We start from the raw sequence: 25,458 nt of genomic DNA, 5'->3' as shown, positions 1-25,458 counted from the left end.
CCATGGGACCCGCGCGAGCTGAACGAACCGCTTACTTCTTCATCACCATCATCTGGTCGAAATTCACGGCACACCCAGGTTGAGCTGGGCTGCCTTTCGAAAGGACAACGAGACGATCGTCGCGCAAATCAGCTTCCCAATTCATCTCAGAAGGTGACAGGGATATCGGATCTTGCTCACACATCGTGCGTACTGCTGCCACTGCATTCATGTAGTGAGTCTCTTTGAGGATGATATACCCTGTGACGCTAGCCGCAGCGAGAAGCGAGTTCGCGATGCCGAAAGCGATTGCTACGTAAAATAATCTTCGACTGGTTGAAAATCCCGCAATTACCAAAAAAGGAACAACATAAAACATCGGGACATAGCGGGCCCACCAAGATTGTGGATGCGCCAAAACAATCACCAGCGTTGCGATAAAAAATATCTTCACAACGTCACCACCGGCTTTTTTTCTCCACAAAAACGAGGCCAGGCACGCGATGAGCATCACTCCAAAGAATGGACCGAAGCCGGCGAAACGTGTGTCAGCCGTATGTAGTGCAATGAATGACTGAAGCAGATTCGTGGATGACGGAACATACGTAGGTTCCGGGTTCGAGCACGAGCTGCAATTCATCGGAATCGAAAAGTACGACACGAAGAGCCTGTGCAGAGGGTTCATGGCAAGGAAGTGCGCTGACGCCTTTCCTCCTATGATATCGACCTTGTCCTTCCCAAGAACGGGATAGAACATATGCTTGCCAGCGACCATGTTCTCTACATATGGCGAATAGCCGACGACTGCGAAGGCGACAAAAGACGAAATAGCCAATTGGCCGATCAATCGCTTGTGGTTCACCAGGAAATTTCTCTTTGCTCCGCTGATGAACGCCGCGGCGAAAAATACCAGAATAGAGATGGCTGCGAAAACTGGACCTGTCAGCTTCGAACCTATCAGAAGCACGAGCGCAATGCCCAGTTGAACTCCTGAGTTTGGCCTGCCCTTGAGCGCAAAAAGCAGATTGACTGAAAAGATAGTCCAGCAGTAGTAGTGTGCCGCGTCGACATAAAACGTCGTGATCTGACCGAGCGCCACGGGATTGTAGACGCATGTGGCAGCAGCAAGCAGGGCGGCTCTGGCAGATATTCCCGCTGACTGGAACAATCGCATCAGAGCAACGCACGCGGGAACGCTAAGCAATAGCGTGAATGACTTTCCACTGTTGAAGCGTGAAGTCAGAGCCTTCGCGGTGTACGCGAAATACTCGAACGCTTTTGGATAGTGCGCAGCCCAGAACGCACCGCCAAGTGCTTTGGAACCGGTGACGCCGGTCAGCCCGTGGTCCAATAAAAGCGGAGTTGCGACGTGATAATTCAAACCGTCGTAGCTGAATTCCCGGAGAAATCCAAAGGCAAACAGTACCACCGCGATAAATGATATCGCGACGATTGTGGTGGGCCATTGAGCCTTGGAAACATAACCATATATGAGCACGGCTACAACGATGGCAAATGCTGAGATTCCAGCAAGCGCGACACTACTGATGCCGAAGTTGTAGAGGACTGCTCCATATAACGCGGAAGCGAATACAAAGACAACGATCTGGTCACACAATTGAGTCAGGTTGACACGCTCGAACGCGACTCGCATCGTCGTGGACATGCGCGTCGAGTTCACAGGTTGGATGGCGTCCTTCGTCGTCGTAGACATACAGGCCTTCTCCGATCGTTGTAAACATCGTCGTTCGACACATGCGCGCTCAGTGAAAAAGTAAAAAATCGGTGCTCAACGCATGCTCCCGTCAACACGAAGCACAGCTGAGAGTTGAAATGAACACGAAGCGGAAGGCCGTCGACATCGACATCGAACAGGGCCGATTATGGGCAATTGTGCGGCGCTGCACAAGCCGAACCTCGTTTGGTTGCGGCACTTTTCCTGCTTTCTCCGCACTGCACAAAACGTATGAAGTAACCGTTCGATGCCGTTCGATGCTCCAAGCATTGCAAGGTATTCCACGATATCGGCCAATATCACTCCATTTCAAGCCGAACGCGTCCAGGTCCTGGTTGGCAAGGGCTATGCTCGGTTCAAAACCTTGTTGGCCTGCGGGACCGTTGGTGGTAAGCGATTAGCCCCACGTCGACGCACACACCTGTCGTGCCGATCACATCGACACGCCAGTGCGGTCGAGCAAAGATTGAACGCATGGACACCGTGAACCTGTTGATCACGGGTTCACCGTTTATCGCGGTAATGCGCGTTCCACGCGGGTTGCACTGCGCACGTTTGGAAAATCGGACGCAAGTTGCGGGAAGCGAAACGTCACGCTTGAGGTCTGATGCCACGGGTGAGTGCAGAAATCTGCGTTGCTACCCATCCGGCGGTTGATCGACATTTCATGTCCATCGAGGTCACCATGGCTGCTATACCACTTTGCGTTGATCTGGACGGTACCCTGACGCGAAGCGACCTTCTCATCGAGTCATTCCTGGTACTAGTCAAGAGAAATCCCCTTTATTTGCTGCATTGTTTCGTGTGGCTGATGCGCGGAAAGGGATATATGAAAGCGCAAATCGCTGAGCGCGTCGCAATCGACGTATCGCTGCTCCCCTACAACGCGCCCCTGATCGACTTCCTTAAAAAGGAGCGCTCATGCGGCCGAGATCTCTATCTATGCACTGCAGGGGATCAACGATTTGCAGAACAGATCGCGTCATACTTCGGTTTCTTCAAAGGGGTGATGGCGAGTAACAAGTCGCGCAATCTGTCTGGAACAAACAAGGCCATGGCCTTGACGGCGGAGTTTGGCGTTCAGGGTTTCGACTATTGCGGCAACGCGCGTGCCGATGTGCCTGTATGGAAGCAGGCTCGCACGGCGATCGTCGTTGGAGGCAAAGGCATTCAGGCGGCGGCGCTGAAGGCGAACCACACCACGGTCATATTCGAGAACAAACGGTCTTTCTTCAAGCTCGCAGTCAAGGAGATGCGCGTCTATCAATGGGTGAAGAATCTGTTGATCTTTGTCCCGCTGCTGGCGTCGCATCGCTTCACGAACGTCGATGCGCTGATCGCTGCCGGCATTGCATTCTTTTCGTTCTGTTTCTGTGCGTCGTCGGTATACCTTTTGAACGACATGCTCGATCTCGATGTGGACAGGCGCCATAGTCGAAAGTGCAAACGTCCGTTTGCCTCCGGCGAGTTGCCGCTTTCTACCGGGATTGGCATGATGTTCATACTGCTAATCGCGTCCGCAAGCCTTGCCATTTTCTTGCCATCGTCGTTTCAGCTGGTACTCGCGGGTTACATCGTGATGACACTCGCTTATTCCTTTCACCTGAAGGGGGTCATGCTGGTAGACGTTTTTACGCTGGCCGCGCTTTATACCACCCGTATCGTGGCTGGCGGAATGGCGGTCGACGTAGTGCTGTCGGACTGGTTAGTCATGTTCTCTGTCATGATATTTCTCAGTCTGGCCATGGTAAAGCGCTATACGGAGCTCGACAAAATGCAGCGCGAGGGTAAGGACTCGGCGGCGGGCCGAGGCTATCTCACGATGGACATGAGCATCGTCCGCTCGTTCGGAACCGCAGCGGGCTATGTCGCGGTGCTTGTCCTTGCGCTTTATATGAACTCTGCTGCCGTCACGGTTTTCTATCGGCATCCCCACAGGCTATGGATTCTCTTTGTTCTGCTCCTTTACTGGATCAGCCGTGTCTGGATAGTCGCCTTCCGGGGGCAGATGCATGACGATCCGATCGTCTATGCCATCAAGAACCGCGCGAGTCTGCTGATTATTATGCTTTGCGTGGCGACGGTCATTCTTGCGATCTAATCGGACATGGGCCGCTGTGTAGGTCGGGTTGGCGGAGCTGTTTTAGCGCGGTTCGCCGTTTCCGTCAAAACGATGTTCGGCGTGTGCGAAGAATTGCTATTCCTCTGTTTGCGGTAACGTGTCTTTTGCGGGCAGCAGAGCATCGGGGTGCTCGCGAGCATGCAGTCACTCATGCTCAGACTTCGGCACTCGTTATCCATTGACGAGTCTTTAGCGCTCGGCTGCCGTCTCAGGTTTTCCGACGCGCAAATCGCAACAGACATCGCGGTCCGTATCCATCGGGGCGCCGCAGCGTGGATGGCCGGCTACGCCACCCGCGGCAGATTCGCAATCGCCAAATAGTTCCAAAGAGCCTATGACCGGATATAACAGACGACTTGCACTCCAGACGTTGGCGGCGCTCGGTTGGGCAACGCTAACAGGGCTACCGTCCGGGAACGCCGCTGCTTCGACGCAAACCGGCTCGGCATCGAAGACCGCAAAGCGCCGAATCACGGACCTGATCGGGACCAACGGTTGGGCTAGCTCCGCGCGCGACATCGCGATGTGGAAGGAAATGGGTATCCGTTGGGCACGCGGGCCCGTAGGTCCTGGGCAAGACCATGGCGCCTCGGACCCGATGCGCGTCGACAAGACGGGGAACGGAAACGGAAGTGACCTGCCACCCATCATCATCCAGAACAACAGCAACGGTATCCATTCGTTGTTATTGCTTGCGTACACGCCGCTGTGGAACGCGAGCGTGCCCGGCGATTCAAAATCGGCGCCCGTGGATGTGAGTGCGTGGGAGCGTTACGTCGAAGCGGTGGTCCGGAAGTATCACGCTCCGCCTTACAACCTGCGCTTCTTCCAGATCTGGAACGAGGCGGCCGGAAGGCTTTCGGGCGGCTCGCCACAGGCATCATTCTGGCACGGGCCCGCTCGACCCGGCGGCGAGAACGACAAGAACGCTCCGTACGAACGGGCGATGCAGGACTACGTGGAGAAGATCCACATTCCGGCCGCGCGGATCATTCGCCGCTATGGCGCATACGTCGTCTACGGCGGATGGCCGGATCAGGGAGGACTCGATACCTATAGCCAGTGGCTTGAGTATAGAAGTCCAAAGCATAACCAGCGGATGCTCGACTGCGTGGACTATCTCGACACGCATTACCTCGCCGTCAAAGACCTGGACTACCTCTACACGGGCTATGTCAAGCAAGGTCCCGCCCGTGGTCTATGGCAAACGGAGATAGGCGACAGATATATGATCGACGATCACTATCTACCGCGCTATTTCTTCGACCTCGCCGTGTGGGCGCTTGATCGAAACTGGGACGATCCCAACAAATATGTATCGATGGTTTACCACTGGGACGGCTACGAGCCGTTTCGTCTGACGCACCGCGGTCCGCCGGAAAGAACATACAACGTTTCCGGACGGAGTCTGATCGTGCTGAACCAAACGGTCGGCGGACTGCTGTCGCGCTTTCCACAACAACTGCAGTTCGGTCCTGATGTGTCCGGCAGCGCGCTGTACTCGGACCAGCAGGTCGTGATGCAGGTGCATGCACTGCCGGGCTGGCGCACTGTCAATGTGACCGAATTGCCGCCCCCTCCGTCGGGTCGCGCAAGAGTTCAGTTTATCGACGCGCTGTCGGGTTTAGCGGCTCCGGCAGCGCAAACTGCGCTGAAGTGGGACGATCAGGGTTTGCAGATCCGTTTCAGAGTACCCGATGTCGTCAATGGTCATGGCGGAAAAGGACCGGCAGAGCATCTCGCCTATATCGTTGTGGCTCATGAGTAATCTGTGAACGGGTGCGCCGGCAATCGTTTGGGGGCGGTCATCCGAGCGTGAATGCATACGCACGTTGCACAGCCAAATATCAAGGCTGCCTCGCGCTAGCAATTCGAACGCTGTATCTAACGCGCGCTGTGGCGAGCGAGAGGATTGCAGATGTAACGGACCGCGAAATCGGCGATAGGCGAGTATGGAACCAGGCAGAGACTGGACAGCATTAGCGTTCCCACCTTTTTCTTTATGCTCCAGAATGGGTTCGCCACGATCGCATGAAAATATGCATGCGAATCGCTGAACATCCAGTGCCATCTGGTCGTCAACGGCGCCTGATAGACACATGAGCAGAAAATGGCCCTTTCGTGCGCGAAGTCATAAAAGTCGGATGGCAATTGCATTCCCAGGCGGCGGGATGCCATTTCACGCAGGGTTGCCCACCGCGACGTGAGCGCTCTCGGAGCCTTCGTGAGCGAATCAGAGTTGGCAAATGACGCGCCTCGCACTCCGCTATGAGATACCCGGTATCCGCCGAGAGACATCGGGATGTTCGAGACTGGCCCGACGAGAGCCGCTCCATAGATTGCGTAAAAATCCGCGCCATAACGGCTGGTGGGCGTTTCCGGGACGGGGAAGATCTTCCTTAGCGCAGTGACGCTATACGCGTTCCCAGACGCCGGGGGAGACGGATAGAGCCATCCGTCCAGCAAAAGTTTTCGACAGTCACCATCGATTCCCGAATGAGGCACATAACCGCCCGTACATCTGCTCGACTGGTCGATGATGTCTAGCCTGAACTGCACCTTTGCAAGATCCTCCCTGTTGAATCGCTGCATCACTTCGGTCACGGCACCCGGATATAGCACGTCGTCGGCGTCGAGAAACAGCACGTGGTCCGTCTCGACGAGATGAAGTCCCAGGTTGTAGGCGGATACCTGGCCGCCGTTGTCCTTGAAAATTGTCGTGATCCGCGATCCATAGCGTTCCATGACTGCGCGAGAGCGGTCTGTCGAACCGTCGTCGATGACCATGACACGAGTGTGCACGTAGTCCTGCGCGAGCGCCGAATCGATCGCTTCGCCCAGAAACTGCTCGTAGTTGTAGTTGCAGATCACAACGGTCATTTCTTTCATGATGACTCACATTGAAGAGCAGAGTGCGATCTAATGGATGGGAAAATCCGTTCAAATGAAACGGCGCCGGATAAGCGTGCTCGCAATGTTCTTGGGTGCGAGCAAGGTTGCGATGCTCCATCCCGCAATCAGGAAGCGAAAGGCAGGACGCTCGAAACTTGCACGAAAGGGGATGGACAATGCGTCGCGCAGGGCGCGGACCCGGCTGTCGCCAGGTAGCGGATGCTGTTCCGGTGTGAGTCGCAACGATGCAACTCGCAATTGAAGCAAATGCGGTGCTGAAAACAGCGTGCTAAGCGGTGGTGGCGGCAGGCCGGTCATTCTGCAGGCTTTGCAGGCGGCATTGTGACGTTTCAGTGCACGCGAGATCTCGCGGCCGAAGTTACTTGTGTTCGCGCTCATGGCGCTATCGTTCTCGCCATGCATGCGGTAGAGAACTAGCGGCGCAGCAATGGTCTCGACGTCGCCCATGTAGGGCGCCATGGCGATGCACGTCGAGTCGGTGAATGAATCGCAACTCGCATCCAATGGAAAGATTCGTTCGAGAAAGCTGCGTGCCCAGGCGTTTCCCGAGCCCGGCGGAGAGGGGTACTCCGAGGTCTCATACGCCCAGTGACGAATCGCCTCCGACGACACTCCCGCCGGGACCTTCGGGATCACGTTTCGAACCTTGGGAATCGCGTTTCGTAGCGGACGTCCCTGCGCGTCGACCCGCTCCATCAACACCTGCACCTTGCTGAGGCCGGTGCGCCATACCGAAGCAATCGAGCGCATCGCGCCGGGCACCAGCACGTCGTCCGCGTCGAGGAAGATGACGACGTCGCCCGCACTTCTATCGAAGCCCTCGTTGTTGGCTTCGCGTTGACCACCATTTTCTTTGAAGATGGCCGTTATCTGTTCGCCAAACGAAAGAATGACATCCGCGGAATCGTCGGTCGAGCCGTCATCGACGACGATGACTTCCTTGTTGGGCCAATCCTGTGACAAGGCGCTTTCGATGGCTTGCCGAACGAACCGCCCGTAATTGTAGTTGGCAATAACCACCGAAAAAAATAGTTCATCGCGGTTTGCAAGACATTCGCTGTATCGAACTTTCATCAAGTACCTCTAGTCTGGTTCGTGCTGACGCTCTTCATCGCAACGCCAATGGTCCGCCTTCAGCTCTGACAATAAGCCGATGGCCCAATACGTTATTTTCAGTCGTCCCATGCAACCGGACTTGTCCTCTCCGCGCTCGCGTGGCGACGTTACGCTGAGGCAACTGTGCAAATCACACTCCCGGATCCAGTTGAGTGCAGTTTGCGGTTGTCGATGCGACAAAGTCCCATTGGAATACGTCGCGAGATGCACTTACCCATTGCGAGTGCCTGGAGAGGATCGAAAACGAGTGGCACATAAAACAGCGCCTGACGGCTAGCCCAATGATAGGACGCGTCGTACGTGGTGAAGCTAGTGAATTTTGCAACAAATGGCCGACGGCCCGCGCAACGTTATGTGTCGAGATGTAATGGGTGTTTCGATACATCCTCACAACGCGTTTGGCGCGCCCCGTACGAGGGGGCCAAGACGATCGCCGCAACATCTATGCCCGTCCGCGTGGCGCTTGACGAGTATTGTGAAGACCCGGTATCCCAGGTAATTTTTTCTATGGGCAACCCGAGGCGGTCACAGTGCCCGGAAAGGGGGCCGCCAAAGATTCGGTGAGAAAGATTGAACAGGTCACTTTGGACGTTGTCCGCGAACAGCCGACACTGCCGCCAAATCGTGTCGCATCGTCGACCCCGTGTGCCTCCGTTTGGACGACTAACGTAGTGTGCTCTCCAACCGCCTCCGCACGGTCCCCACCAACTTGTCGAACGGCAACGTGCCAGCAGCCAACGCACTAGCCTCCGAAAAATTCTCCCTCACGATATCCGTCAACACCTGTCCCGGCGGCGCCTCGACCAGCACATGCGCACCCATTTCCTGCATCACGGTGAGCGCATCGAACCAGCGCACGGTGTAGCGCATGTTGGTCGCGAGATCCTCGCGAATCGCCTCGGTCGTATATAACGGGCGTCCACCACGATTGCCGATATAAATGCCGCGCGGTCTTTCGAAACGCAACTCGCGCGAGTACGCGAGCAGTTCGTCGCTCGCATGCGCGAGCAATTCGCAATGCGAGGGCACACTGACCGCGAGTCTCGTGGCTTTGCGCGCGCCGGTCGCGAGTGCGCGTTCGATGAACGAGTCGAGCGCCTGGTCCGCTCCAGCCATCACGATCTGGCGCGGCGCATTGACGTTGCCGATATACACGCGTTGCCGTTGCTCTGCCGCTTGCTGTGCGACGAGCGTTTCCACTTGCCGCTCGCTCAAGCCGGATACAGCCGCGAGACCATAGCCCGACGGATAAGCGGCTTCCATCAGTTCGGCGCGTCGCCGCAGCATCTTCAATGCGTCGCGAAACGCAACCGCGCCGCTGCCGACCGCCGCCGGATACGCACCGACCGAAAGCCCCGCGCTGATGTCGGCCACCAATCCTTCGTCAGCGAGCGCGCGCATGATTGCGACGCCCGCGATCGTCAGGCCCAGTTGCACCGCAACCGTCGAGTCCAGAGCGTCGGGTGAGTCGAGCGTCAGCACGTCGATATCGAGCGTGTCCGCTGCTTCAGCCAAAGTGTCCAGGACCGCGCGATGCTGCGGCAGTCGATGCAGAAAGCCTTCGCTTTGCGCACCCTGGCCGGGGAAGAGAAGCGCGAGCATCAGGTGGTGCCGTCCTGAGCGACGGAAGCCCACGGATCGGCGATCAAGCGGGGACCGCTCGCATGCCGGGCCAGCACGCGCGCTTTGCCCGCGGCCCACTCCGCGAGCGCCACGCCGCCCGCGGGCGTTTCGAGTTGCGCATCGATGCGCACACCGGTACGCGTCGAGAGCGTCCGCAGTTGCTCCAGCAATGCACTCGCGACATTCAACGCCAGCCGATCGGGCACGCGGATCAACAGATCGAGATCGCTGGACTCGCTGACAGTCGGCATGTGCGTCGCCAGTTCAAACCCCGTGCTACCAGTAGGACCCCATACGAATCTGGCAAGCGGACCGCTCGGGTCACGTTGCAATGAAATCAGCGCAACGAAAGAGGGCAATGCATCACGTCCGGCATCGGGTTGCGTCTGCGCCAGGGATTCAGGCGACACGGCACTGACGATATCGTCGGCATGCACCCACGTGCCGTAGCGCTGCGCCCGTTGCGCACCCCGCACGCCGATCGAGACGAAACCTTCAGCGGCGAGCGCGCGTCGGACGACCCCATACGGTGCGCGTTCGAACGCATCGCGAACCCACGCCGGCTCTTCGGCGCATGAATCCAGCCGTCGCAAGCGCAGCAGATCATGCGGCCGCCAGCGCGCGTCGCACGACGTGGCGCAAGCAGCGGGGAAGGGCGCAGCCGCACACTCGCGCATCACACGGCATCCCATTGTTCGGCGAGACGCCGCCGCACCTCGATCGACGCTGCGCGAGTCTGCCGCGCAGTTGCCGATTCCAGCCGCCGCGCGAGCGCCCGATTCCCGTCGCGCGCGCTGCGAATCTGCTCGATCAGTACCGTGCGCACACGTTCGATCTGCGCCGCGTCGGGCGCATCCGCGTCGATGCCGTCGATCAACTGGTCGAGCAGCCCCAGCTTCGCGAACGACGCCATCGAATACGACATCGGCACGATCGTCTCGCCGAGTTCGTCGAGTTCTTCGACGGTGCGGCGCGTGACGCGCGCGGCGGCTTCTTTACCCATCGCGTGGACCATCGTGCCGGGCGCGTCGAGCGCGACGATGCGGTTGGCCTGATAGCCGTGCGCGAGGAACGCGCCGGACATCGCCGGACCGACGATCAGCGCGATCACCGGATGACCGGCGTCGCGCGCGCTCGCGTAGGCGTCGACGGCGGCCGCGCAGGCGAGGTGGATACCGAGCATTTCCTCTCGATAGCCGTACGCCTGGCTCTTCACGTCGACGATCGCGACGATCGGGCGGCGGGTGCCGGCGCCTCGATCCGCTTCCATCACTTCGCGCACCGCGCGCGCGAGTCGCCAGCCCTGTTCGAGGCCGACCACGTTGGTGGTCGCGCGTGGAAAGCGGTTCGCGGGATCGGGCACGACCGTGATGAAGCGCGCGGTTTCGCCGCCGAGCGGTGCGTCACCGCTCCAGACCGGCGCCGCGCTCGACGGTTCACCGGCCAGTGCGTTGAACCAGCACGCGCCGCGTGTGAGTGTCGTGTCGTTCATGCCTGCTCCTTGTTCGATGGATCGCGGCCCTGCGCGTTGTACACCTCCCGCACCGTCTCGGGCGTGACGTTGGCCGGATCGATCCGCGCGAGCCGCTGCAGGAACGTGTCGACCTGCTCGCTGCGATGCGTGGCCGGCACGCCCTCCGCGAACGCGGCGTGCACGGCGTCGCGCACAGCGTCGGCATCGTCGTCGACGAGCGCGTCGGCGAGCGCGCTCGCGACGCGCTGCTCGCCGCCGATCAGTTGCCATACGCGGCGGCGATCGCTCGCATCGAGCTCCTCGATACCGGCTTCCTGCTCGATCACTTCGGGCCCGTTCATGCCGAGCCGTCCTTGTTTCGTCACGATCAGATACGAGCACAACGCGGCCGCGAGCGACATGCCGCCGAAGCAGCCGACCATGCCCGCAATCACGCCGACCACTGGCACGTGCCGGCGCAGCGCGACGATCGCCGCCTGAATCTCGGCGATCACCGCGAGCCCAAGGTTCGCTTCCTGCAGTCGCACGCCGCCGGTTTCGAACAGCACGACGGGGCGCACGAGCTTGCCGCGCTCGCAGTCACGCAGTGCCATTTCGAGCGCCGCGGCGATCTTGCTGCCCGACACTTCGCCGATGCTGCCGCCCTGGAATGCCGATTCGATCGCGGCGACCACGGCCGGCTCGCCGTCGATCGTGCCGCGCGCGATCACGCAGCCGTCGTCGGCCTGGCAGACGATGCCCTGCAATGGCAGCCACGGCGACTCGATGCGATCGAACGGTCCGAGCAGTTCGCGGAAGCTGCCCGCGTCGAGCAGCGAACGGGCGCGCTCGCGCGCGGGCAATTCGATGAAGCTCTCGTGCAGCAGCGGCGCGCTGTGAACGCTGGCGCTCTTGCTCATACGTTGTCTCCTTCCTCGGCGGCTTCGACTGCTTCCGCGAGCCGCAACGCGACCACGCCGGGCGTCGCGCCGAAGTCGTTGATCTCGATGTTGGCGGCGCCGTCATAACGCGTGAAGAAGCGGTCGAACACGCTCTTCCAGATGTGGCTATAGCCGTCGACGCTGGTGCGCACGACCACGTGCGCGGCGAGCGGCGAGCCGCTTGCATCGGCCGTGGCGGGCGAGAGCAGCACTTCCAGGTCGCCCGAGCCGACCACGCCGACGTGCGCGCGGGTCGTGACGGCGCGTTGCGCCGGATAGTCGAAGGTCAGATGTTCCATGAGGCTCAGCTCCGGCTGGCGTCGCGATGCGCCAGCATGTCGAGAAAGAGGGTGGCGGCGAGCAGGTCGGCCGCGCCGCCCGGCGATGCATTCAGCGCTAGCAACTCGCGTTCGAGCGCGTCGAGCGCGGTGCGGCCCGCGGCTGTCGAACTGCCTCCCGCGTCGAGCACGCGCCGCGCGCCGCGCTGGCCCGCATGCAAGCCGGCGAGTCCCGCGCGATGCAGCAGGCAGGTGTCGTCGAGTGTGCTCATGATCGCGAGCAGCGCGTCGACGCGCGAGGCGTTTTCGTCGAGGCCGCGTGCGCGGGCCGCGTGCAGTGCGGGCAGACCGACGTCGAGCGCGTGCGGAAAGCCGTCCTGCGCTTCGCGCCGCGCGCCGCCGACCTGAAAGCGTCGACGCGCCCGTTCGCCGTGGCTATCGGACGGAGCGGCGAAGCGGTCGGGGAAGCAGGCGATCTGCGCGGCCATCGTGCAGACGCGGGCGGTATCCGGGCGGTGGTTGGTATTGCCAGGGATGTGCGCGCGCGTGGCGGGGCTCGACGACGTTTCGAGCGCCACGCCCGCAACCAGCAAGCCGATGATCCAGATCGCACCGCGATGCGCGTTGCTGCCGCCCGTCGCGTGCATCATGTCCTGTTCGCCCGCGCGGCCGATCTGCGCGAGTTCGGCGCGCAGCAGCGCCGACGGTTCACCGCGGCGGCGCGCCGTGCGCGCAAGCGCCGCGAAAGTTGGTTCGAGCGCGTGCGCGGAGCGCCGCATGATCGCGAGATCGAGGTCGCGATGCGCGCCGCTGCCGCGCCGGTCGACGAGCGCGGGCTTCGGCGTGAGTTCGGCTTCGTCGATCAGCGCGGTGATCGCGTCGCGCGCGAGTTGGGCGTCGGAAAACCGCGCGGTGGGCGAGGTGTCGCACGCATCGCGCAGGACCGAAGCAGTCGGTGCGTCAAACCGTTGGAGAACAGCAGCAGCGGACGCCATCTTCACCAGCTCCGAAAGCGTGCGGGCGGCGCGTACAGTCCACCCGACCACGTGACCAGATCGTCGATGCTGCGCGCCGCGAGCAGCGAACGTTTCGCCTCGCCGCGCCGGATGCCGAGATCTTCCGGATACGCGACGATGCCGCGCCGGCGCAATTCCGCGGTCTTCTCGGGCTTCGCGCGCAGACCGATCGGCGTGACACCGGCCACCGCCGCGACTGCCGCGCGCCGCTCGTCGATGCCTTCGGCCTTGTGCAGGTGCGCGATGCCTTCTTCGGTGACCACGTGACTCACGTCGTCGCCGTAGATCATCACCGGTGCGATCGGCATGCCGCTTTTCGCGCCGACGGCGACGGCGTCCAGTTCATCGACGAAGGTCGGCTCGCCGCCTTTCTTGTACGTCTCGGCCAACTGCACGACCAGCTTCTGACCACGCGACACCGCGCCGTCGCCCTTCAGCAGCTTTAGCCACGCCTCGCTCGAATGCCGCCGGCCGCGTGGATCGTGGCCCATGTTCGGCGCGCCGCCAAAACCGGCGAGGCGTCCGCGCGTAACCGTCGACGAATTCGCGTCCGCATCGATCTGTAGCGTCGAGCCGATGAACAGATCGACGCCGTATTGCCCGGCCAGCTGACACAGCACGCGGTTCGAGCGCAGGCTGCCGTCGTTGCCGGTGAAGAACACATCGGGGCGCGCCTCGATATATGCCTCCATGCCGACCTCGCTGCCGAAGCAATGGATGCTGTCGACCCAGCCCGATTCGATCGCGGGGATCATCGTCGGGTGCGGATTGAGCGTCCAGTTGCGGCAGATCTTGCCTTTGAGGCCGAGCGATTCGCCGTACGTGGGCAGCAGCAGTTCGATCGCAGCGGTATCGAAGCCGATGCCGTGATTGAGCGACGTGACGCCATACGGCTCGTAGATGCCGCGTATCACCATCATCGCGGTCAGCACCTGCAAGTCGCCGATATGGCGCGGATCGCGCGTGAACAGCGGCTCGACCGCGAACGGGCGGTCCGCCTGCACGATCACGTCGACCCACGAGCCCGGAATGTCGACGCGCGGCAGTTCGTCGACGATCTCGTTGACCTGCACGATCACGATGCCGTGGCGGAACGCGGCGGCCTCGGCGATCGTCGGCGTGTCCTCGGTATTCGGGCCGGTGTACAGATTGCCGTGACGGTCGGCCTTGTCCGCGCACAGCAGCGCGACATGCGGCGTCAGATCGATGAACATGCGCGCATACAGCTCGACGTACGTATAGATCGCGCCGATTTCTAGCTGGCCGTCTTCGAGCAGTTGCGCGACGCGCAGACTCTGCGGCCCCGCGAACGAGAAATCGACCTTGTGCGCGATGCCGCGCTCGAACAATGTCAGGTGCTCAGGACGGCTAATGCTGGAAATCAGCAGATGCACGTCGTGCAGCTTTTGCGGATCGACCTTGGCGAGCGAGCGCGACAGGAAGTCGGCCTGCTTCTGGTTGTCGCCTTCGAGCGCGACGCGCTCGCCGGGCTGAATCAGCGTTTCGAGCGCATCGACGATGCGGTGCGTGGGCAGCACGCCGTCTTCGAGCCACGGCGCGATGGCCGCGAGGCGGCGGTTCTTTTCGTCGCGTCGGGTCGTCCACGAGCGGGCAGTGGACCGCAATGCGGCGGCTTCGGCAGGGTGGTTCATCGGCTCGGTCATCGGTTCGATCGGCTCCCGGTGGTGGCGCGCGGACGTCGGCCGCGCGGCTTCGGTTGATGCGCAAGCGCTTCTTCGCGCGCGCGCTCGGTCAGGAAAGAATGCAGAAGCTCGCCGGTGCCGAGCAGATGCGCGACCACCAGCGACTGCGCGGTCGCGATATCGCAGCGCTCGACGGCTTCGAGCAGCGCGGCGTGCTCAGTGTCGGACTCGCCCTTGTATGACGGCAAGCCGAACTTCAGCCGCAGATAGCGTTCGCCGCGCCGGTGCAGCAGCCCGATCATGTCCTGCAGCTGAGGCCGGCCGGCGGGGGCGTAGAGACTCATATGAAACGCGACATTGCGCGCGACGTAGCGCGACGGGTCCGCTTCGAGTTCGGCGGCGCGGCACAAGTCCGCGGCTTCGCGCAGCGTCGCGGCGGTGTGATTCGGAATTGCGAGGCCGAGCGCGAGGCTTTCGAGAGCCGAGCGGATCTCGTAGATCTCGCGCGCTTCGTCGGCGGACAGCGGCGCGACGGTTGCGCCTTTATGCACCGCCGCGCGCGCCCAGCCCTCGCTTTCGAGCTGACGCAGCGCCTCGCGCACTGGAATTGCGCTGACGGAGAAATGCCGGGCGATCGCGTCCTGGCGCAACGGAGCACCCGGCGCAAGCGTGCCGTCGACGATCGCCGCGCGCAGCGCCTCAGCAATCACGTGCGAGGTGCTTTCACGCGGCGTGGCGGCCGGGAGAAACGAACCGGGCATCGGAACGTCCAGGGGAAAACCTTCAGTTGCGTCGATCATGGTATCAAATATTATATATAAAAAGACGCGTATTTCAGCGCGGGCAAACCCGGAAAGTCTTCACCCACATTCGCGGCAATTTCTCCGCGCCGGCCTCTGATTGAGTTGTACGAGGACATCGCCGATCAATCAACGTCGTCGATCCAAACCCGGGCGCGGCTGTCGTTTTTCGTTACGTTCAACCACCGTAGGCTGGAGGAGCACGATGAATACACTGACCGACCGACGAACGGTCGCGCGTCAGCGCACACCGCTGAATCGCTCGCAGATAGCAGGGTTCTGGGGCGCGTGGGCCGGCTGGACGCTCGACGGCATGGACTCGTTCATCTACGCGCTGGTGCTCACGCCCGCGCTGACCGAGTTGCTGCCGCGTTCGGGTTTCGCAGCGACGCCGTCGAATGTCGGCCTCGCGGGATCGATCCTGTTCGCGCTGTTTCTGGTCGGCTGGGGGCTGTCGTTCATCTGGGGACCGCTCGCCGATCGCTTCGGCCGCACCAAAGTGCTCGCCGCCACCATCTTCACGTTCGCGATTTTCACCGGGCTTGCCGCGACCTCGACCAATGTGTGGCAGCTCGGGATTTATCGCTTCATCGCCGGTGTCGGCATCGGTGGCGAATGGGCGCTTGCGGGCACTTACGTGGCCGAGGCCTGGCCCGAGGATCGTCGCAAGATGGGCGCCGGTTATCTGCAGACCGGCTACTACGCGGGCTTCTTTCTCGCGGCCGCGCTGAACTACACGGTCGGCGTGCATTTCGGCTGGCGCGCGATGTTCCTGACCGGCGCGGTGCCGGTCGTGGTCGCGATCCTGATCCTGCTGCGCGTGAAGGAGCCGGAGAAGTGGCAGAAGGCCGACGCAAAGACGGTGCGGGTGAAGCCGCTGCGCGAGATCATGGGGCCGGCTTACCGGCGTCGCACATGGGTCGCGTGCATTCTGCTGACGATCGCGATCATCGGGCTATGGGCGGGTGCCGTGTATGAGCCGTCCGCGGTGATCCAACTCGCGACGCGCGCCGGCATGTCGAAGGGCGATTCGATTCGCACCGCGTCGCTCGCCACTGGCCTGCTGTCGATCGGCACGATTCTCGGTTGTCTCGCGCTGCCGCCGCTGGCCGAGCGCATCGGCCGCAGGATGACGTTGGCGGTCTACTTCGCGGGGATGGCGGTGTCGATCGCGGCGAGTTTCGGCTGGGCGTTCTACCTGCCGAACGGACTCGCGCCGTTCATCGCGTGGCTGTTCGTGCTCGGTTTTTTCGGCGGCAACTTTGCGTTGTTCAGCCTGTGGCTGCCCGAGCAGTTCGAAACTCGCGTTCGCGCGACCGCGTTTGCATTCTGCACATCGATTGGACGATTCGTCGGCGCGGGCGTCAACTTTTTGCTCGGCGCGGCGGTGCTGCATATGCAGACGCTCGGCGTGCCGGTCGCGTTGACCGCGCTGGCGTTCGTGCTCGGCATGTTCGTGATTCCGTTCGCGCCGGAGACGAAGGGCGAGACGTTGCCGCAGTAATAAGCGGGTGGGCGGCGCGCGTTACTTCGCGTGACTGCGTGCCCGCCCGCCCGGATGTAGCAGCGTCAGCAACGGCCAGCCGAGATTGACGCCGAGACTCGCGGCCACGATCAGCGCCATGCCCGCCAGTTGCGACAGCGACAGCGCGCGGCCATACACGAGCGCGTCCACGACGATCGCGGTCAGCGGATAAACGAACAGCAGCACCGCGATCACTGGCGTACTGAGCTTCGGCAGCGCGCCGTAAATCAGCACATACGACAATCCCGTGTGCAGCACGCCCATGCCGATCAGCCAGAACCACTGCATCGGACCGATATGGGTGAGCGTCAAAGGCGCGATGAGCGGTGCGATCAGCGGCAGGCAGATCACGCCGACCGCGCATTGCGTGAGCGTCAGCAGATGCGGGCGCATTTCGCCGAGGCTTTTCGCAATCAGCGTGACGCTCGCATACAGCAGCGAGCCGAGCAGCGCTTCGCTCAAGCCGATCAGATAGCTGGTGTGGCCCTGCAGATTGCCGGCGGCGATTACACCCGACGCAAGCACGAGCCCGACGAACGCCGTCGCGATCCAGCCGAGCCGGTCCACACCGAGCCGCTCGTTGAACAACGCCGCGCCGATCAGCACGACCCAGAACGGCTGCACGTGAAACACGACGGTCGCGACCGCGATGCTGGTGCGATGAATCGCATCGAAAAAGCCGACCCATTGCGTGACCATCAACACGCCGGAAATCAGCGCGAGCACGACGGTGCGGCGCGTGAACTGCGCGCGCGTGAAAAAGCCCTTCCACGCGCAATACGCGGCGAGCGACAGAAAGCCGAACAGGCAGCGGAAGAACACCAGCGTCAGCGCATCGAGCCGCGCCTCCTCGACGAACACGCCGATCGTGCCCATCAGCAGGCCGCCGCTCGCCAGCGTGATCGCGCCTTGTTGGCGTGAAGTGAGGGACATGCGCAACGACTCCGTAAGATGATGCCTGCGAGTATTGCGCCGCTTGCGACCTGATCACAAACGAATTAAATTGAGCAATTCCATAAGCCTGGTTGATAAATCGTGAACCCTGAATTCGACGTCGACCTGTTGCGCAGTTTCGTCGCGGTCGTGGAGGCGGGCAGCTTCACGAAGGCGGCGGCGAGCGTGCATCGCTCGCAGGCGGCGGTCAGCATGCAGATCAAGCGGCTCGAAACGATGCTCGGCACGACGCTGTTCGCACGCAACACGCGCAACCTGGCGCTGACGCGGCCCGGCAATACGCTGCTCGAATACGCGCGGCGCGCGCTCGCGTTGCAGGAGGAGGCGTGGTCGGCGATCGTGCGGCCCGAGGTGACCGGGCGCGTGGTGCTCGGCGCGCCGGACGACTATGTGTCGTCGCTGTTGTCGCCGGTGTTGCGGCGTTTCGCGACGTTGTATCCGCGCGTTGAGATCGAGATCGTCTGCGCGCAAAGTACCGCGCTCGCGCCGATGCTCGCCGACAACAAGATCGACCTCGCGTTCGTCACGCGCGACCGCAAGCTGCGCGGCGAATTCGTGCGCAGCGAACCGATGGTGTGGGTAGGGGCGTCGATCGATACGCCGGTGTTGAAGGCCTCGCCGTTGCCGGTGGGCTTGTACGAGCCGGGCTGCATCGCGCGTCAGCACACGCTCGCCGCACTGGATGCCGCGCGCATCCGTTATCGCGCGGCCTTCAGCAGCGCGAGCCTGATGGGGCTCGTCGCGACCGTGGATGCCGGTTTGTCGGTGATTGCGCTGACGCGTTGCAGCGTGCCGCCGCGGCTCACGATTCTCGGCGACGCGCAAGGCCTGCCGAAAATCGCGCCGCTCGAAATCGTGGTTGCGCGCAGCGCGAAATCGGATCGGCCGACCTGCGATTATCTGGCGCAGCAGATGGTGCAGGATCTGTCGTTGCGGTAGCTGGGCATGCCAGCTTCGAGCTTTCAGGCGCGCGAATACGCCGTCACTTCACCTTCGACCGCGAGCCGGACGTGCTCGCCTGGCCGCGGGCACAAATAGCCGGGCACGCGCGCGCGCACCATCGTCCGCGTCGCGGACTGCAATTGCAGCGCGACGCTCGCGTCCTGCCCCTGGAAGATCACATCGGTGACGAGCGCGTCGTGCGCGACGCCTGTGCGCGCGGTTTCATCGGGGCGCAGCAGGCGGATCTGTTCGGGACGCAGCATCACGTCGACCGCGCCGTTGCCGACGGGCGCCACCAGTGCGAGTTCGCCCAACTCGCAACTCGCGCGATCCTGTTGCGCGACGCCCGGCAACAACACCGCCTCGCCGACGAACGACGCAAGCTCGCGCGTCACCGGCCGGCGGTACAGCGCTTCGGGCGTCGCGGTCTGGATCAGCCTGCCATTCCACAGCACCGCGACTTCGCGCCCAAGCGACAACGCCTCGGACTGGTCGTGGGTGACCAGCACGGCCGTTGCGCCGGCTGCGGCCAGCGCACTCGCGACCGCCTGGCGAGTTTCGACGCGCAACGCGGCGTCGAGCGACGAGAATGGCTCGTCGAGCATGACCAGCGTCGGCGCGGGTGCTAGCGCGCGAGCGAGCGCGACACGTTGCTGTTGACCGCCCGACAGTTGCTGCGGCGCGCGCGCGCCGAAATGCGCGGGCAGGCCGACCAGCTCCAGCAGCTCGGCGACGCGATGGCGCGCGCGACGCTGCGTGCGCGGCAGGCCGAACACGATGTTGTCCGCGACCGACAGATGCGGAAACAGCGCGCCTTCCTGCGGCACGTAGCCGATGCGGCGTTGCTCCGACGGCACGTGCAGGTTGTCGCCGACGACGCGCCGGCCGTCGATCTCGACACTGCCGCCATCCGCGCGCTCGAAGCCGCACAACAGCCGCAGCAGCGTGGTCTTGCCGCTGCCCGAGGGCCCAAGCAGCGCGAGCAGCGTGCCGCGCTCGACCGAGAGATCGATGCCGTGCAGCACCGGGTGACCGTCGAACGATTTCTGCAGTCCGCGGATTCGAAGTTCGCTCATGAAAATCCGAAGTAGGTCCAACAAAAGCAGCGATGAAAAAGCCGGCGCGTGTCAGCCGCGCTCGCCCAGCAGCGCCGAGCGGCCGAGCAGCGCAAACAGCAGGCCCGACGCGAACAGCGAGATGCCGGTCAGCAGCGCCGCATACGGCGCGGCCGCGGCGAACGCCATCGTCGACGTGTCCGCCCACACCTGGGTCGCGAGCGTTTGGGTGTCGAGCGGCGACAGCAGCAGCGTCGCGTTCAGTTCGGTGACGACCGAAATGAACACCATCGCCGCGGCCGCGCCGAGCCCGGGGCCCGCGAGCGGCAGCACCACGCGCACGAGCGTCTGCGTCCAGTTCAGGCCGAGCGCGCGCGCGGTCTCTTCGAGGCGCGGCTGCGCCTGCATGAACGCCGCGCGAACGCTGACGAGCGCGACCGGCATGAACAGGATCGCATAGGCGACGATCAGCAGCGCCGCGCTTTGATAGAGCGGCTGCAGCGCATGCACGGCGAGCGACACGATCGCGAGTGCAATCACGAGCCCCGGCACGCCTTGCGCGAGAAACACGGTGCGCTCGAACAGCGTCGCGAAACGGGTCGGGTATCGCACCAGCAGAAACGCGAGCGGCACCACGAGCAGCGTGGTCAGCGCGGCGGCCGCAAGGCCGAAACCGAGCGACGACAACGTCGCGTTCCACAGCAGCTCGGGCGACACGTCGGCGGGCGTTACCGCGGCCGCGCCGGGCTGCGTGAGCCAGAAGCCGATCATGCCGAGCGGCACGCCGAGTGTTGCGAGCGTCAGCAGCGCAAAGCCCGCGACGACGAGCCAGCGCCACGCGCCGAGCTCGTAGCGCAATACTGCGCGGCGCGTGCCGCGATCGACGCGCTCGTAGCGCGACGCGCCGCGCACGCGAAACTCGAACGCGAGCACGACGAGGCAGATCACGATCAGGAGACACGCGAGCAGCGATGCGCCGCCGCCGTCGAAACTGGTGCGGAATTCCGCGTAGATCTGCGTGGTGAAGGTATGAAAGCGCAGCAGCGTGAACGCGCCGAACTCCGACAGCACGCCGAGCGCGACGAGCAGCATGCCGCCGAGCAGCGCGGGCCGCAGTTGCGGCAGCACGACGCGCACGAAGCTGGTCCAGCGGTTGCAGCCGAGCGCGCGCGCGCTTTCTTCGAGTGCCGGGTCCATGCCGCGCAGCGCGGCGGCGACCGGCAGATAGACGAGCGGAAAATACGCGCAGGTCAACACCAGCAGCGCGCCGTTGAAGTCCTGCAAGTCCTCGCTCAACGACACCCACGCATAGCTCGAAATGAACGCCGGCATCGCGAGCGGCGCGGCGCACAGCACGGCCCACGCGCGCCGTCCCGGCAAATGCGTGCGTTCGACGAACCACGCGGCGGCCGTGCCGATCACCGCGCAGACCAGGGTGGTCGTGACGGTGATCAATACCGTGTTGACCAGCAGTTCGCCGACGAGCGGCCGCCAGATCAGATCGAGCGCGTCACCGATGCCGAAGCTCGCCGCGCGCCAGAACGTAAACGCGATCGGCAGCAGCACCAGCAAAGCGCTGAGTGCTGCCGCCGCAAAGAGACCACGCGGCGCGCGCGTTCGCGCGCGCGCCGGGGCAGGGGGGACAGCCGGTGGACCGGCTGACAAGGCTTCGCTCATTTACAGCAGGCCTGCCTGACGCAGCAGCTTGCCGGCCTGGCTATCGTCGCCGAGCTGCTGGATCGTCAGCGCGGGCGGAGTCAGTTCGGCGAACGGTTTGAGGATCGGGTCCGGCGCAACGCCGGCGTGCAGCGGATATTCGAACATCACATGGCTGTTCGCCATCAGTTGTTGCGCGCGTTCGCTGACCAGATACGCAAGGAACTTCTGCCCACCGTCCGCATTGTGCGCGGACTTCAGCACGGCTGCGCCCGATACGTTGACGAGTGCGCCGGCGTCGCCGTGGCCGAAGTGAAAGATCGCGCTGCGGGTTTTCGCATCGCCGATTTCCGCATGCAGACGAGTCCAATAGTAGTTGTTGATCAGACCGGTCGCGACCCCGCCGCGATTGACCGCGGCGACCACGCCTTCATCGTCGTCGAAGATCTGCGAGTTGGCTTTCAGGCCCTTCAGCCACGCGAGCGTCTGTTCTTCGCCCTTCAGTGCCAGCACCGCGCTCACGAGCGGCAGGAAATCGGCGTCGCTCGGCGCGATGCCGACCTTGCCTTTCCACTCGGGCTTCGCGAGGTCGAACACCGATTGCGGCAATTGCGACGGTTGCAGCTTCGTCGTGTTGTACGCGAGCACGCTCTCGCGCGCGGTCACGGCGACCCATACTCCGCTCGGCGAATTGAAGCGCGCCGGCACCGCGCCGAGCGTCGCTGCGTCGACCTTCGCGAGCAGACCCTTTTCCTCGAGCAGCATCAGCTCCGGCGAGTTCTCCGTGAAGTACACGTCGGCGGGCGACGCCGCGCCTTCCGCGACGATCTGCGCGGCGAGCGCCGGGCCTTCGCCGTTGCGGATCTTCACCGAGATGCCCGTCTGCTTTTCGAAGTCCTTCGCAAGCAGATTGACGACCTGCTCGTGCTGCGCGTTGTACAGCGTGATCGACGCCGCGCGGGCCGCCGACGGCATCGTCGCGAGCGCGGTGAGCGAGAGCGCGGTCACGCCGGCGAGCGCGCGCAGACGGGTGGCAAACCAGGAATGAGCCATGTTGCAGAAGTCCGTTTTGATGGTGTTGAGTGAGCCGGGCGTTGCGCGCCCGGCGTGCTTCATTTACTTCCGATGCCTGACGGACTGCGCGCGCGAATGCGCGTGCGAATCCTCGAGCGGCTGCATCACGTCTCGAACAGCCCCGCGCCGACATACGAACCCGGCTTCGCCCCCGGCGGCACGACGAAAATCGCGCTGCCGATGTGGGTCGTGAACTGGTTCATCATGTCGAACTTCGCGAGCCGATCGTTGATCGGGATGAAGCCGGTGCGCGGGTCGCTCTGGTGAGCGACGAAAATCAGCCCCGCGTCGTACTCGGTTTCCTGGCGCCACGGCGGCCAGCGCTCGATATAGAAGTTCGTGCCTTCGTTGTACGAATACGAGCGGCGCAAAATCTGCGCGCCGTTGTTGCTCGCCTGATTCGACAGGCGCACGTGCGAATTCTCCGGGATCACCGGATTGCCGTCCTTATCCTCGGCCTTCAGGTCCACGGCGTCGAACTCGTTCTTGCTGCCGATCGGCGCGCCGCTGTACTTGTGGCGGCCGAACACCTGTTCCTGGAAGCCGAGCTCGGTGTTGTCCCAGTGTTCGAGCGTGATGCGGATGCGGCGCACGACCGTGTAGGTGCCGCCTTCCATCCACGGCGCGTCGTCGGTGGCGCGCGCCCACACGAACTGGTTCATCAGTTCCGGCTTCGCGGTCGACGGATTGTTGGTGCCGTCCTTGAAGCCCATCAGGTTGCGCGGCGTTTGACCGCGCGGACCGGACAGGAAACCGGCCTGGCCCCAACGCATCGTCGCAACGCCGTAGGCGCGGCGCGACAGTTGGCGCACCGCGTGAAACGCGACCTGCGCGTCGTTCGCGCACGCCTGGATGAACAGGTCGCCGCCGGTCTTCTCCTTGACCAGCTGATCGCCGTTAAAGCGCGGCAGATCGACGAGCGCGGCGGGGCGGCGCGACGCGAGCCCGTAGCGGTCCTTGCCGTCCTTCGTGAAGAGGCCGGGGCCGAAGCCGAACGTGATCGTCAGACCGTTCGGGCCGAGGCCGAGCACGTCGCCGGAATCGGGTGCGGGCTGATTGTCGGTGCCGTCGCCGGTGGGCATGGCGACGGCCGTGCCGCCTTGCGTCAGGCGCGCGGCCGCTTCGGTCCATGTGCGCAGCAGGGCGATCACGTCGTCACGCTTCTCGGTGCTCAGATCGAGCGCGGCGACGTAGGTGTGGCTCTGCTGCGGCGTGACGATGCCGCCTTGGTGCGGGCCGTAGAACGGCTCGACCGCGAGCTGCGGATCGGCGTTCTGCGCGCTATGCGCAGGCGCCTTCGCGAGCGCGGCCTGCGAGGTCGCGAGACCCGCTCCGAGACTCGCGCCGGCGGCGACCGCGGCACCGCCCGCCTTCAGGAAGCCGCGTCGTGACGGCCGTGGGGGATTATCGTTTGTCATGTTCACTTCACCTTCTTGAAGCCTGCATGGGTGCTGCTTACTTCGCGAGCACCAGGGTATTCACGTCGTCTTCGACGTAATAGAAGCCGTCGCCTTCCGGCGTCATCGCGATACCGAACAGGTCGCCGTTGCCGGGGGGTGATTGCGCCTTGTCGGTATCGATCCAGCGTGCGTACAGCTGCTTGCCGGTCGCCGGATCGATTTCGACGACCTGGCCGTTCAACGCGTTGGTCACGAGCAGGTGGCCGTTGGGCGCGGTGACCATGGCGAGCGGACGATGCAGCAGGCCGTCGGCGGTCAGTTGGCGGCCCACGCCCGCGCTGGTGTCGCGCGTGAGCGGATCGTCGATCTCGGTGATGCGGTTGCCGATCGCGTCGGACACGTACAGCAGCTTCTGATCGGCCGACAGCGCGAGGCCGGTCGGCCCGACGAGGAACACGCCCTTGTCGGCCTGCGCGCCGAAGCCGCTGCCGATCACGGTTTCCTTCTTCACGACGGGCGGCTTGCCTGCCGGCACGTCGAGATCGAGGCGCAGCACGGTGGCCTGCTTGAACACGGGCGGATCGCCATCAGCGCCGCCGACGCCGAAGCCCGCGTTGCTGACGAACAGCGTCGCGCTCGTGCCGTTGTCGACGACCGCCATGTTGCCCCACGGGTCGTTGATGTTCGGCGTCGAGATCGTCGACGCGATCTTGCCCTGCGGGTCGATCACGATCAGACAGCCGGCGCCCTTGGTGCCGGTCGTGCCATCGTTGCTCGGCGTGCTGCCGACGATCACCCAGCCCGACTTCAGCATCGTCATCGCGGTCGACAGGCCGATGCCGCCCGGACATTCCTTCAGCTCGCGCGGCACGGTCGCGAACACCGTCATCTGTTTGGTGTCCGGGTGATAGTTGATGATCGTGCTGCCGGTGCCCTGCAGGTTCGTCGAGTTGTTGAAGTTGCCGACCAGCACGTCGCCTTGCTTCACGGTGCCCGCGCTGACCGGCGCGACCACGATTGCGTACGGGTTCTGGTCGCCGTTGTCGGGCACGGTGTTGATGAGCGTCGTGTGATGCTTGACGGTTTCAAGGAAGCCTTGCGGCTCGGCCTGCGCGCTGGCGGCCACCGTGAGGGCGGCGGCGCCGGCAATCGCGGTGAGCAGGGCCCGCGCGGCGCGCGGCGCGAACTTGCGCGTCGGTTGATTCACGATTGGGCCTCCGTGGGGGCGCACAA

The 25,458-nt window shown here is 63.2% G+C and carries 21 protein-coding genes; 4 read left to right on the top strand and 17 right to left on the bottom strand.

What is annotated here, in order from left to right; genetic code table 11:
* Window positions 1-31: 31 nt before the first annotated feature.
* Window positions 32-1,693, bottom strand: coding sequence for a hypothetical protein (locus L0U84_RS29530; protein WP_233855572.1), 1,662 nt, complete (start codon window positions 1,691-1,693; stop codon window positions 32-34).
* 688 nt (window positions 1,694-2,381) lie between these two features.
* On the opposite strand from L0U84_RS29530, the gene L0U84_RS29525 reads away from it, so the two are divergent.
* Together L0U84_RS29525 and L0U84_RS29520 are read left to right on the top strand one after the other, a co-directional pair.
* Entirely contained in the window at window positions 2,382-3,815 is a 1,434-nt protein-coding gene (locus L0U84_RS29525; RefSeq protein ID WP_233855570.1) for a UbiA family prenyltransferase, read from the top strand.
* 355 nt (window positions 3,816-4,170) lie between these two features.
* Window positions 4,171-5,604 carry a hypothetical protein gene (locus L0U84_RS29520; RefSeq protein WP_233855568.1) on the top strand — a complete coding sequence of 478 codons (1,434 nt, stop codon included), beginning with the start codon at window positions 4,171-4,173 and terminating at the stop codon, window positions 5,602-5,604.
* Window positions 5,605-5,720: 116 nt separating this feature from the next.
* Here the strand turns inward: L0U84_RS29520 and L0U84_RS29515 are convergent, their stop codons facing one another.
* The 10 genes from L0U84_RS29515 to L0U84_RS29470 form a co-directional block, all read right to left on the bottom strand.
* The gene (locus L0U84_RS29515; protein WP_233855559.1) at window positions 5,721-6,725 is read right to left on the bottom strand and encodes a glycosyltransferase family 2 protein; all 1,005 of its coding nucleotides are present in this window, start codon (window positions 6,723-6,725) and stop codon (window positions 5,721-5,723) included.
* Between the two features lie 51 nt (window positions 6,726-6,776).
* Window positions 6,777-7,823 carry a glycosyltransferase family 2 protein gene (locus L0U84_RS29510; RefSeq protein ID WP_233855557.1) on the bottom strand — a complete coding sequence of 349 codons (1,047 nt, stop codon included), beginning with the start codon at window positions 7,821-7,823 and terminating at the stop codon, window positions 6,777-6,779.
* 705 nt (window positions 7,824-8,528) lie between these two features.
* Window positions 8,529-9,467 (bottom strand): malonate decarboxylase subunit epsilon, encoded by a 939-nt coding sequence (mdcH, locus tag L0U84_RS29505; RefSeq protein ID WP_233855556.1) that lies wholly within the window; start codon window positions 9,465-9,467, stop codon window positions 8,529-8,531.
* Window positions 9,467-10,165: a malonate decarboxylase holo-ACP synthase gene (locus L0U84_RS29500; RefSeq protein WP_233855555.1), complete on the bottom strand. Its 699-nt coding sequence runs from the start codon at window positions 10,163-10,165 to the stop codon at window positions 9,467-9,469. Before L0U84_RS29500 ends, mdcH begins: the two co-directional genes overlap by 1 nt.
* Window positions 10,165-10,980, bottom strand: coding sequence for a biotin-independent malonate decarboxylase subunit gamma (gene mdcE, locus L0U84_RS29495; RefSeq protein ID WP_233855553.1), 816 nt, complete (start codon window positions 10,978-10,980; stop codon window positions 10,165-10,167). The genes L0U84_RS29500 and mdcE overlap by 1 nt, the downstream gene beginning before the upstream one ends.
* On the bottom strand, window positions 10,977-11,861 hold the full coding sequence (locus L0U84_RS29490) for a biotin-independent malonate decarboxylase subunit beta (RefSeq protein ID WP_233855544.1): 885 nt from the start codon (window positions 11,859-11,861) through the stop codon (window positions 10,977-10,979). Before L0U84_RS29490 ends, mdcE begins: the two co-directional genes overlap by 4 nt.
* Window positions 11,858-12,181, bottom strand: a complete 324-nt coding sequence (locus L0U84_RS29485; RefSeq protein ID WP_233855542.1) for a malonate decarboxylase subunit delta — start codon at window positions 12,179-12,181, stop codon at window positions 11,858-11,860. Before L0U84_RS29485 ends, L0U84_RS29490 begins: the two co-directional genes overlap by 4 nt.
* Window positions 12,182-12,186: 5 nt before the next feature.
* Window positions 12,187-13,155, bottom strand: a complete 969-nt coding sequence (locus L0U84_RS29480) for a triphosphoribosyl-dephospho-CoA synthase (protein WP_233855540.1) — start codon at window positions 13,153-13,155, stop codon at window positions 12,187-12,189.
* A gap of 2 nt (window positions 13,156-13,157) precedes the next feature.
* Complete coding sequence (gene mdcA / locus L0U84_RS29475) at window positions 13,158-14,828, bottom strand: malonate decarboxylase subunit alpha (RefSeq protein ID WP_233855538.1); 1,671 nt, start codon at window positions 14,826-14,828, stop codon at window positions 13,158-13,160.
* An 8-nt stretch (window positions 14,829-14,836) separates the two neighbouring features.
* Window positions 14,837-15,619, bottom strand: a complete 783-nt coding sequence (locus L0U84_RS29470) for a GntR family transcriptional regulator (protein ID WP_233855536.1) — start codon at window positions 15,617-15,619, stop codon at window positions 14,837-14,839.
* 205 nt (window positions 15,620-15,824) lie between these two features.
* Between L0U84_RS29470 and L0U84_RS29465 the strand changes: the two genes are divergently transcribed.
* Window positions 15,825-17,123, top strand: coding sequence for an MFS transporter (locus tag L0U84_RS29465; RefSeq protein WP_233855534.1), 1,299 nt, complete (start codon window positions 15,825-15,827; stop codon window positions 17,121-17,123).
* A gap of 21 nt (window positions 17,124-17,144) precedes the next feature.
* On the opposite strand, the gene L0U84_RS29460 is transcribed toward L0U84_RS29465, so the two are convergent.
* Entirely contained in the window at window positions 17,145-18,077 is a 933-nt protein-coding gene (locus tag L0U84_RS29460; RefSeq protein WP_233855532.1) for a DMT family transporter, read from the bottom strand.
* Between the two features lie 102 nt (window positions 18,078-18,179).
* Here L0U84_RS29460 and L0U84_RS29455 point away from each other — a divergent pair, with 102 nt between their 5' ends.
* Window positions 18,180-19,037, top strand: coding sequence for a LysR family transcriptional regulator (locus L0U84_RS29455; RefSeq protein WP_233855530.1), 858 nt, complete (start codon window positions 18,180-18,182; stop codon window positions 19,035-19,037).
* A 23-nt stretch (window positions 19,038-19,060) separates the two neighbouring features.
* Here the strand turns inward: L0U84_RS29455 and L0U84_RS29450 are convergent, their stop codons facing one another.
* The 5 genes from L0U84_RS29450 to L0U84_RS29430 all read right to left on the bottom strand — a co-directional run bounded on the left by L0U84_RS29450 (window position 19,061) and on the right by L0U84_RS29430 (window position 25,432).
* Entirely contained in the window at window positions 19,061-20,116 is a 1,056-nt protein-coding gene (locus tag L0U84_RS29450; protein WP_233855528.1) for an ABC transporter ATP-binding protein, read from the bottom strand.
* A gap of 51 nt (window positions 20,117-20,167) precedes the next feature.
* Window positions 20,168-21,772, bottom strand: a complete 1,605-nt coding sequence (locus L0U84_RS29445; protein WP_233855526.1) for an ABC transporter permease — start codon at window positions 21,770-21,772, stop codon at window positions 20,168-20,170.
* Window positions 21,773-22,804, bottom strand: coding sequence for an iron ABC transporter substrate-binding protein (locus tag L0U84_RS29440; RefSeq protein WP_233855524.1), 1,032 nt, complete (start codon window positions 22,802-22,804; stop codon window positions 21,773-21,775).
* A 125-nt stretch (window positions 22,805-22,929) separates the two neighbouring features.
* The gene (efeB, locus tag L0U84_RS29435) at window positions 22,930-24,243 is read right to left on the bottom strand and encodes an iron uptake transporter deferrochelatase/peroxidase subunit (protein WP_233855522.1); all 1,314 of its coding nucleotides are present in this window, start codon (window positions 24,241-24,243) and stop codon (window positions 22,930-22,932) included.
* A gap of 37 nt (window positions 24,244-24,280) precedes the next feature.
* Window positions 24,281-25,432, bottom strand: a complete 1,152-nt coding sequence (locus L0U84_RS29430) for a hypothetical protein (protein WP_233855520.1) — start codon at window positions 25,430-25,432, stop codon at window positions 24,281-24,283.
* Window positions 25,433-25,458 lie beyond the last annotated feature (26 nt).

The sequence above is a fragment of the Paraburkholderia sp. HD33-4 genome (genome assembly GCF_021390635.1).
Taxonomy (GTDB): domain Bacteria; phylum Pseudomonadota; class Gammaproteobacteria; order Burkholderiales; family Burkholderiaceae; genus Paraburkholderia.
Note: the sequence above shows the minus strand (reverse complement) of the source record. Positions and strands in the feature narration are given on the sequence as shown.

Coding starts and splice junctions, on each gene's coding strand:
- L0U84_RS29465 (WP_233855534.1), top strand. CDS start 15,825: ATGAATACACTGACCGACCGACGAACGGTCGCGCGTCAGCGCACACCG.
- L0U84_RS29490 (WP_233855544.1), bottom strand. CDS start 11,861: ATGAGCAAGAGCGCCAGCGTTCACAGCGCGCCGCTGCTGCACGAGAGC.
- mdcE (WP_233855553.1), bottom strand. CDS start 10,980: ATGAACGACACGACACTCACACGCGGCGCGTGCTGGTTCAACGCACTG.
- L0U84_RS29485 (WP_233855542.1), bottom strand. CDS start 12,181: ATGGAACATCTGACCTTCGACTATCCGGCGCAACGCGCCGTCACGACC.
- L0U84_RS29460 (WP_233855532.1), bottom strand. CDS start 18,077: ATGTCCCTCACTTCACGCCAACAAGGCGCGATCACGCTGGCGAGCGGC.
- L0U84_RS29510 (WP_233855557.1), bottom strand. CDS start 7,823: ATGAAAGTTCGATACAGCGAATGTCTTGCAAACCGCGATGAACTATTT.
- L0U84_RS29445 (WP_233855526.1), bottom strand. CDS start 21,772: ATGAGCGAAGCCTTGTCAGCCGGTCCACCGGCTGTCCCCCCTGCCCCG.
- L0U84_RS29515 (WP_233855559.1), bottom strand. CDS start 6,725: ATGAAAGAAATGACCGTTGTGATCTGCAACTACAACTACGAGCAGTTT.
- mdcH (WP_233855556.1), bottom strand. CDS start 9,467: ATGCTCGCGCTTCTCTTCCCCGGCCAGGGTGCGCAAAGCGAAGGCTTT.
- L0U84_RS29470 (WP_233855536.1), bottom strand. CDS start 15,619: ATGATCGACGCAACTGAAGGTTTTCCCCTGGACGTTCCGATGCCCGGT.
- L0U84_RS29530 (WP_233855572.1), bottom strand. CDS start 1,693: ATGTCTACGACGACGAAGGACGCCATCCAACCTGTGAACTCGACGCGC.
- L0U84_RS29440 (WP_233855524.1), bottom strand. CDS start 22,804: ATGGCTCATTCCTGGTTTGCCACCCGTCTGCGCGCGCTCGCCGGCGTG.
- L0U84_RS29450 (WP_233855528.1), bottom strand. CDS start 20,116: ATGAGCGAACTTCGAATCCGCGGACTGCAGAAATCGTTCGACGGTCAC.
- L0U84_RS29500 (WP_233855555.1), bottom strand. CDS start 10,165: ATGCGCGAGTGTGCGGCTGCGCCCTTCCCCGCTGCTTGCGCCACGTCG.
- L0U84_RS29520 (WP_233855568.1), top strand. CDS start 4,171: ATGACCGGATATAACAGACGACTTGCACTCCAGACGTTGGCGGCGCTC.
- L0U84_RS29525 (WP_233855570.1), top strand. CDS start 2,382: ATGTCCATCGAGGTCACCATGGCTGCTATACCACTTTGCGTTGATCTG.
- L0U84_RS29480 (WP_233855540.1), bottom strand. CDS start 13,155: ATGGCGTCCGCTGCTGCTGTTCTCCAACGGTTTGACGCACCGACTGCT.
- efeB (WP_233855522.1), bottom strand. CDS start 24,243: ATGACAAACGATAATCCCCCACGGCCGTCACGACGCGGCTTCCTGAAG.
- mdcA (WP_233855538.1), bottom strand. CDS start 14,828: ATGAACCACCCTGCCGAAGCCGCCGCATTGCGGTCCACTGCCCGCTCG.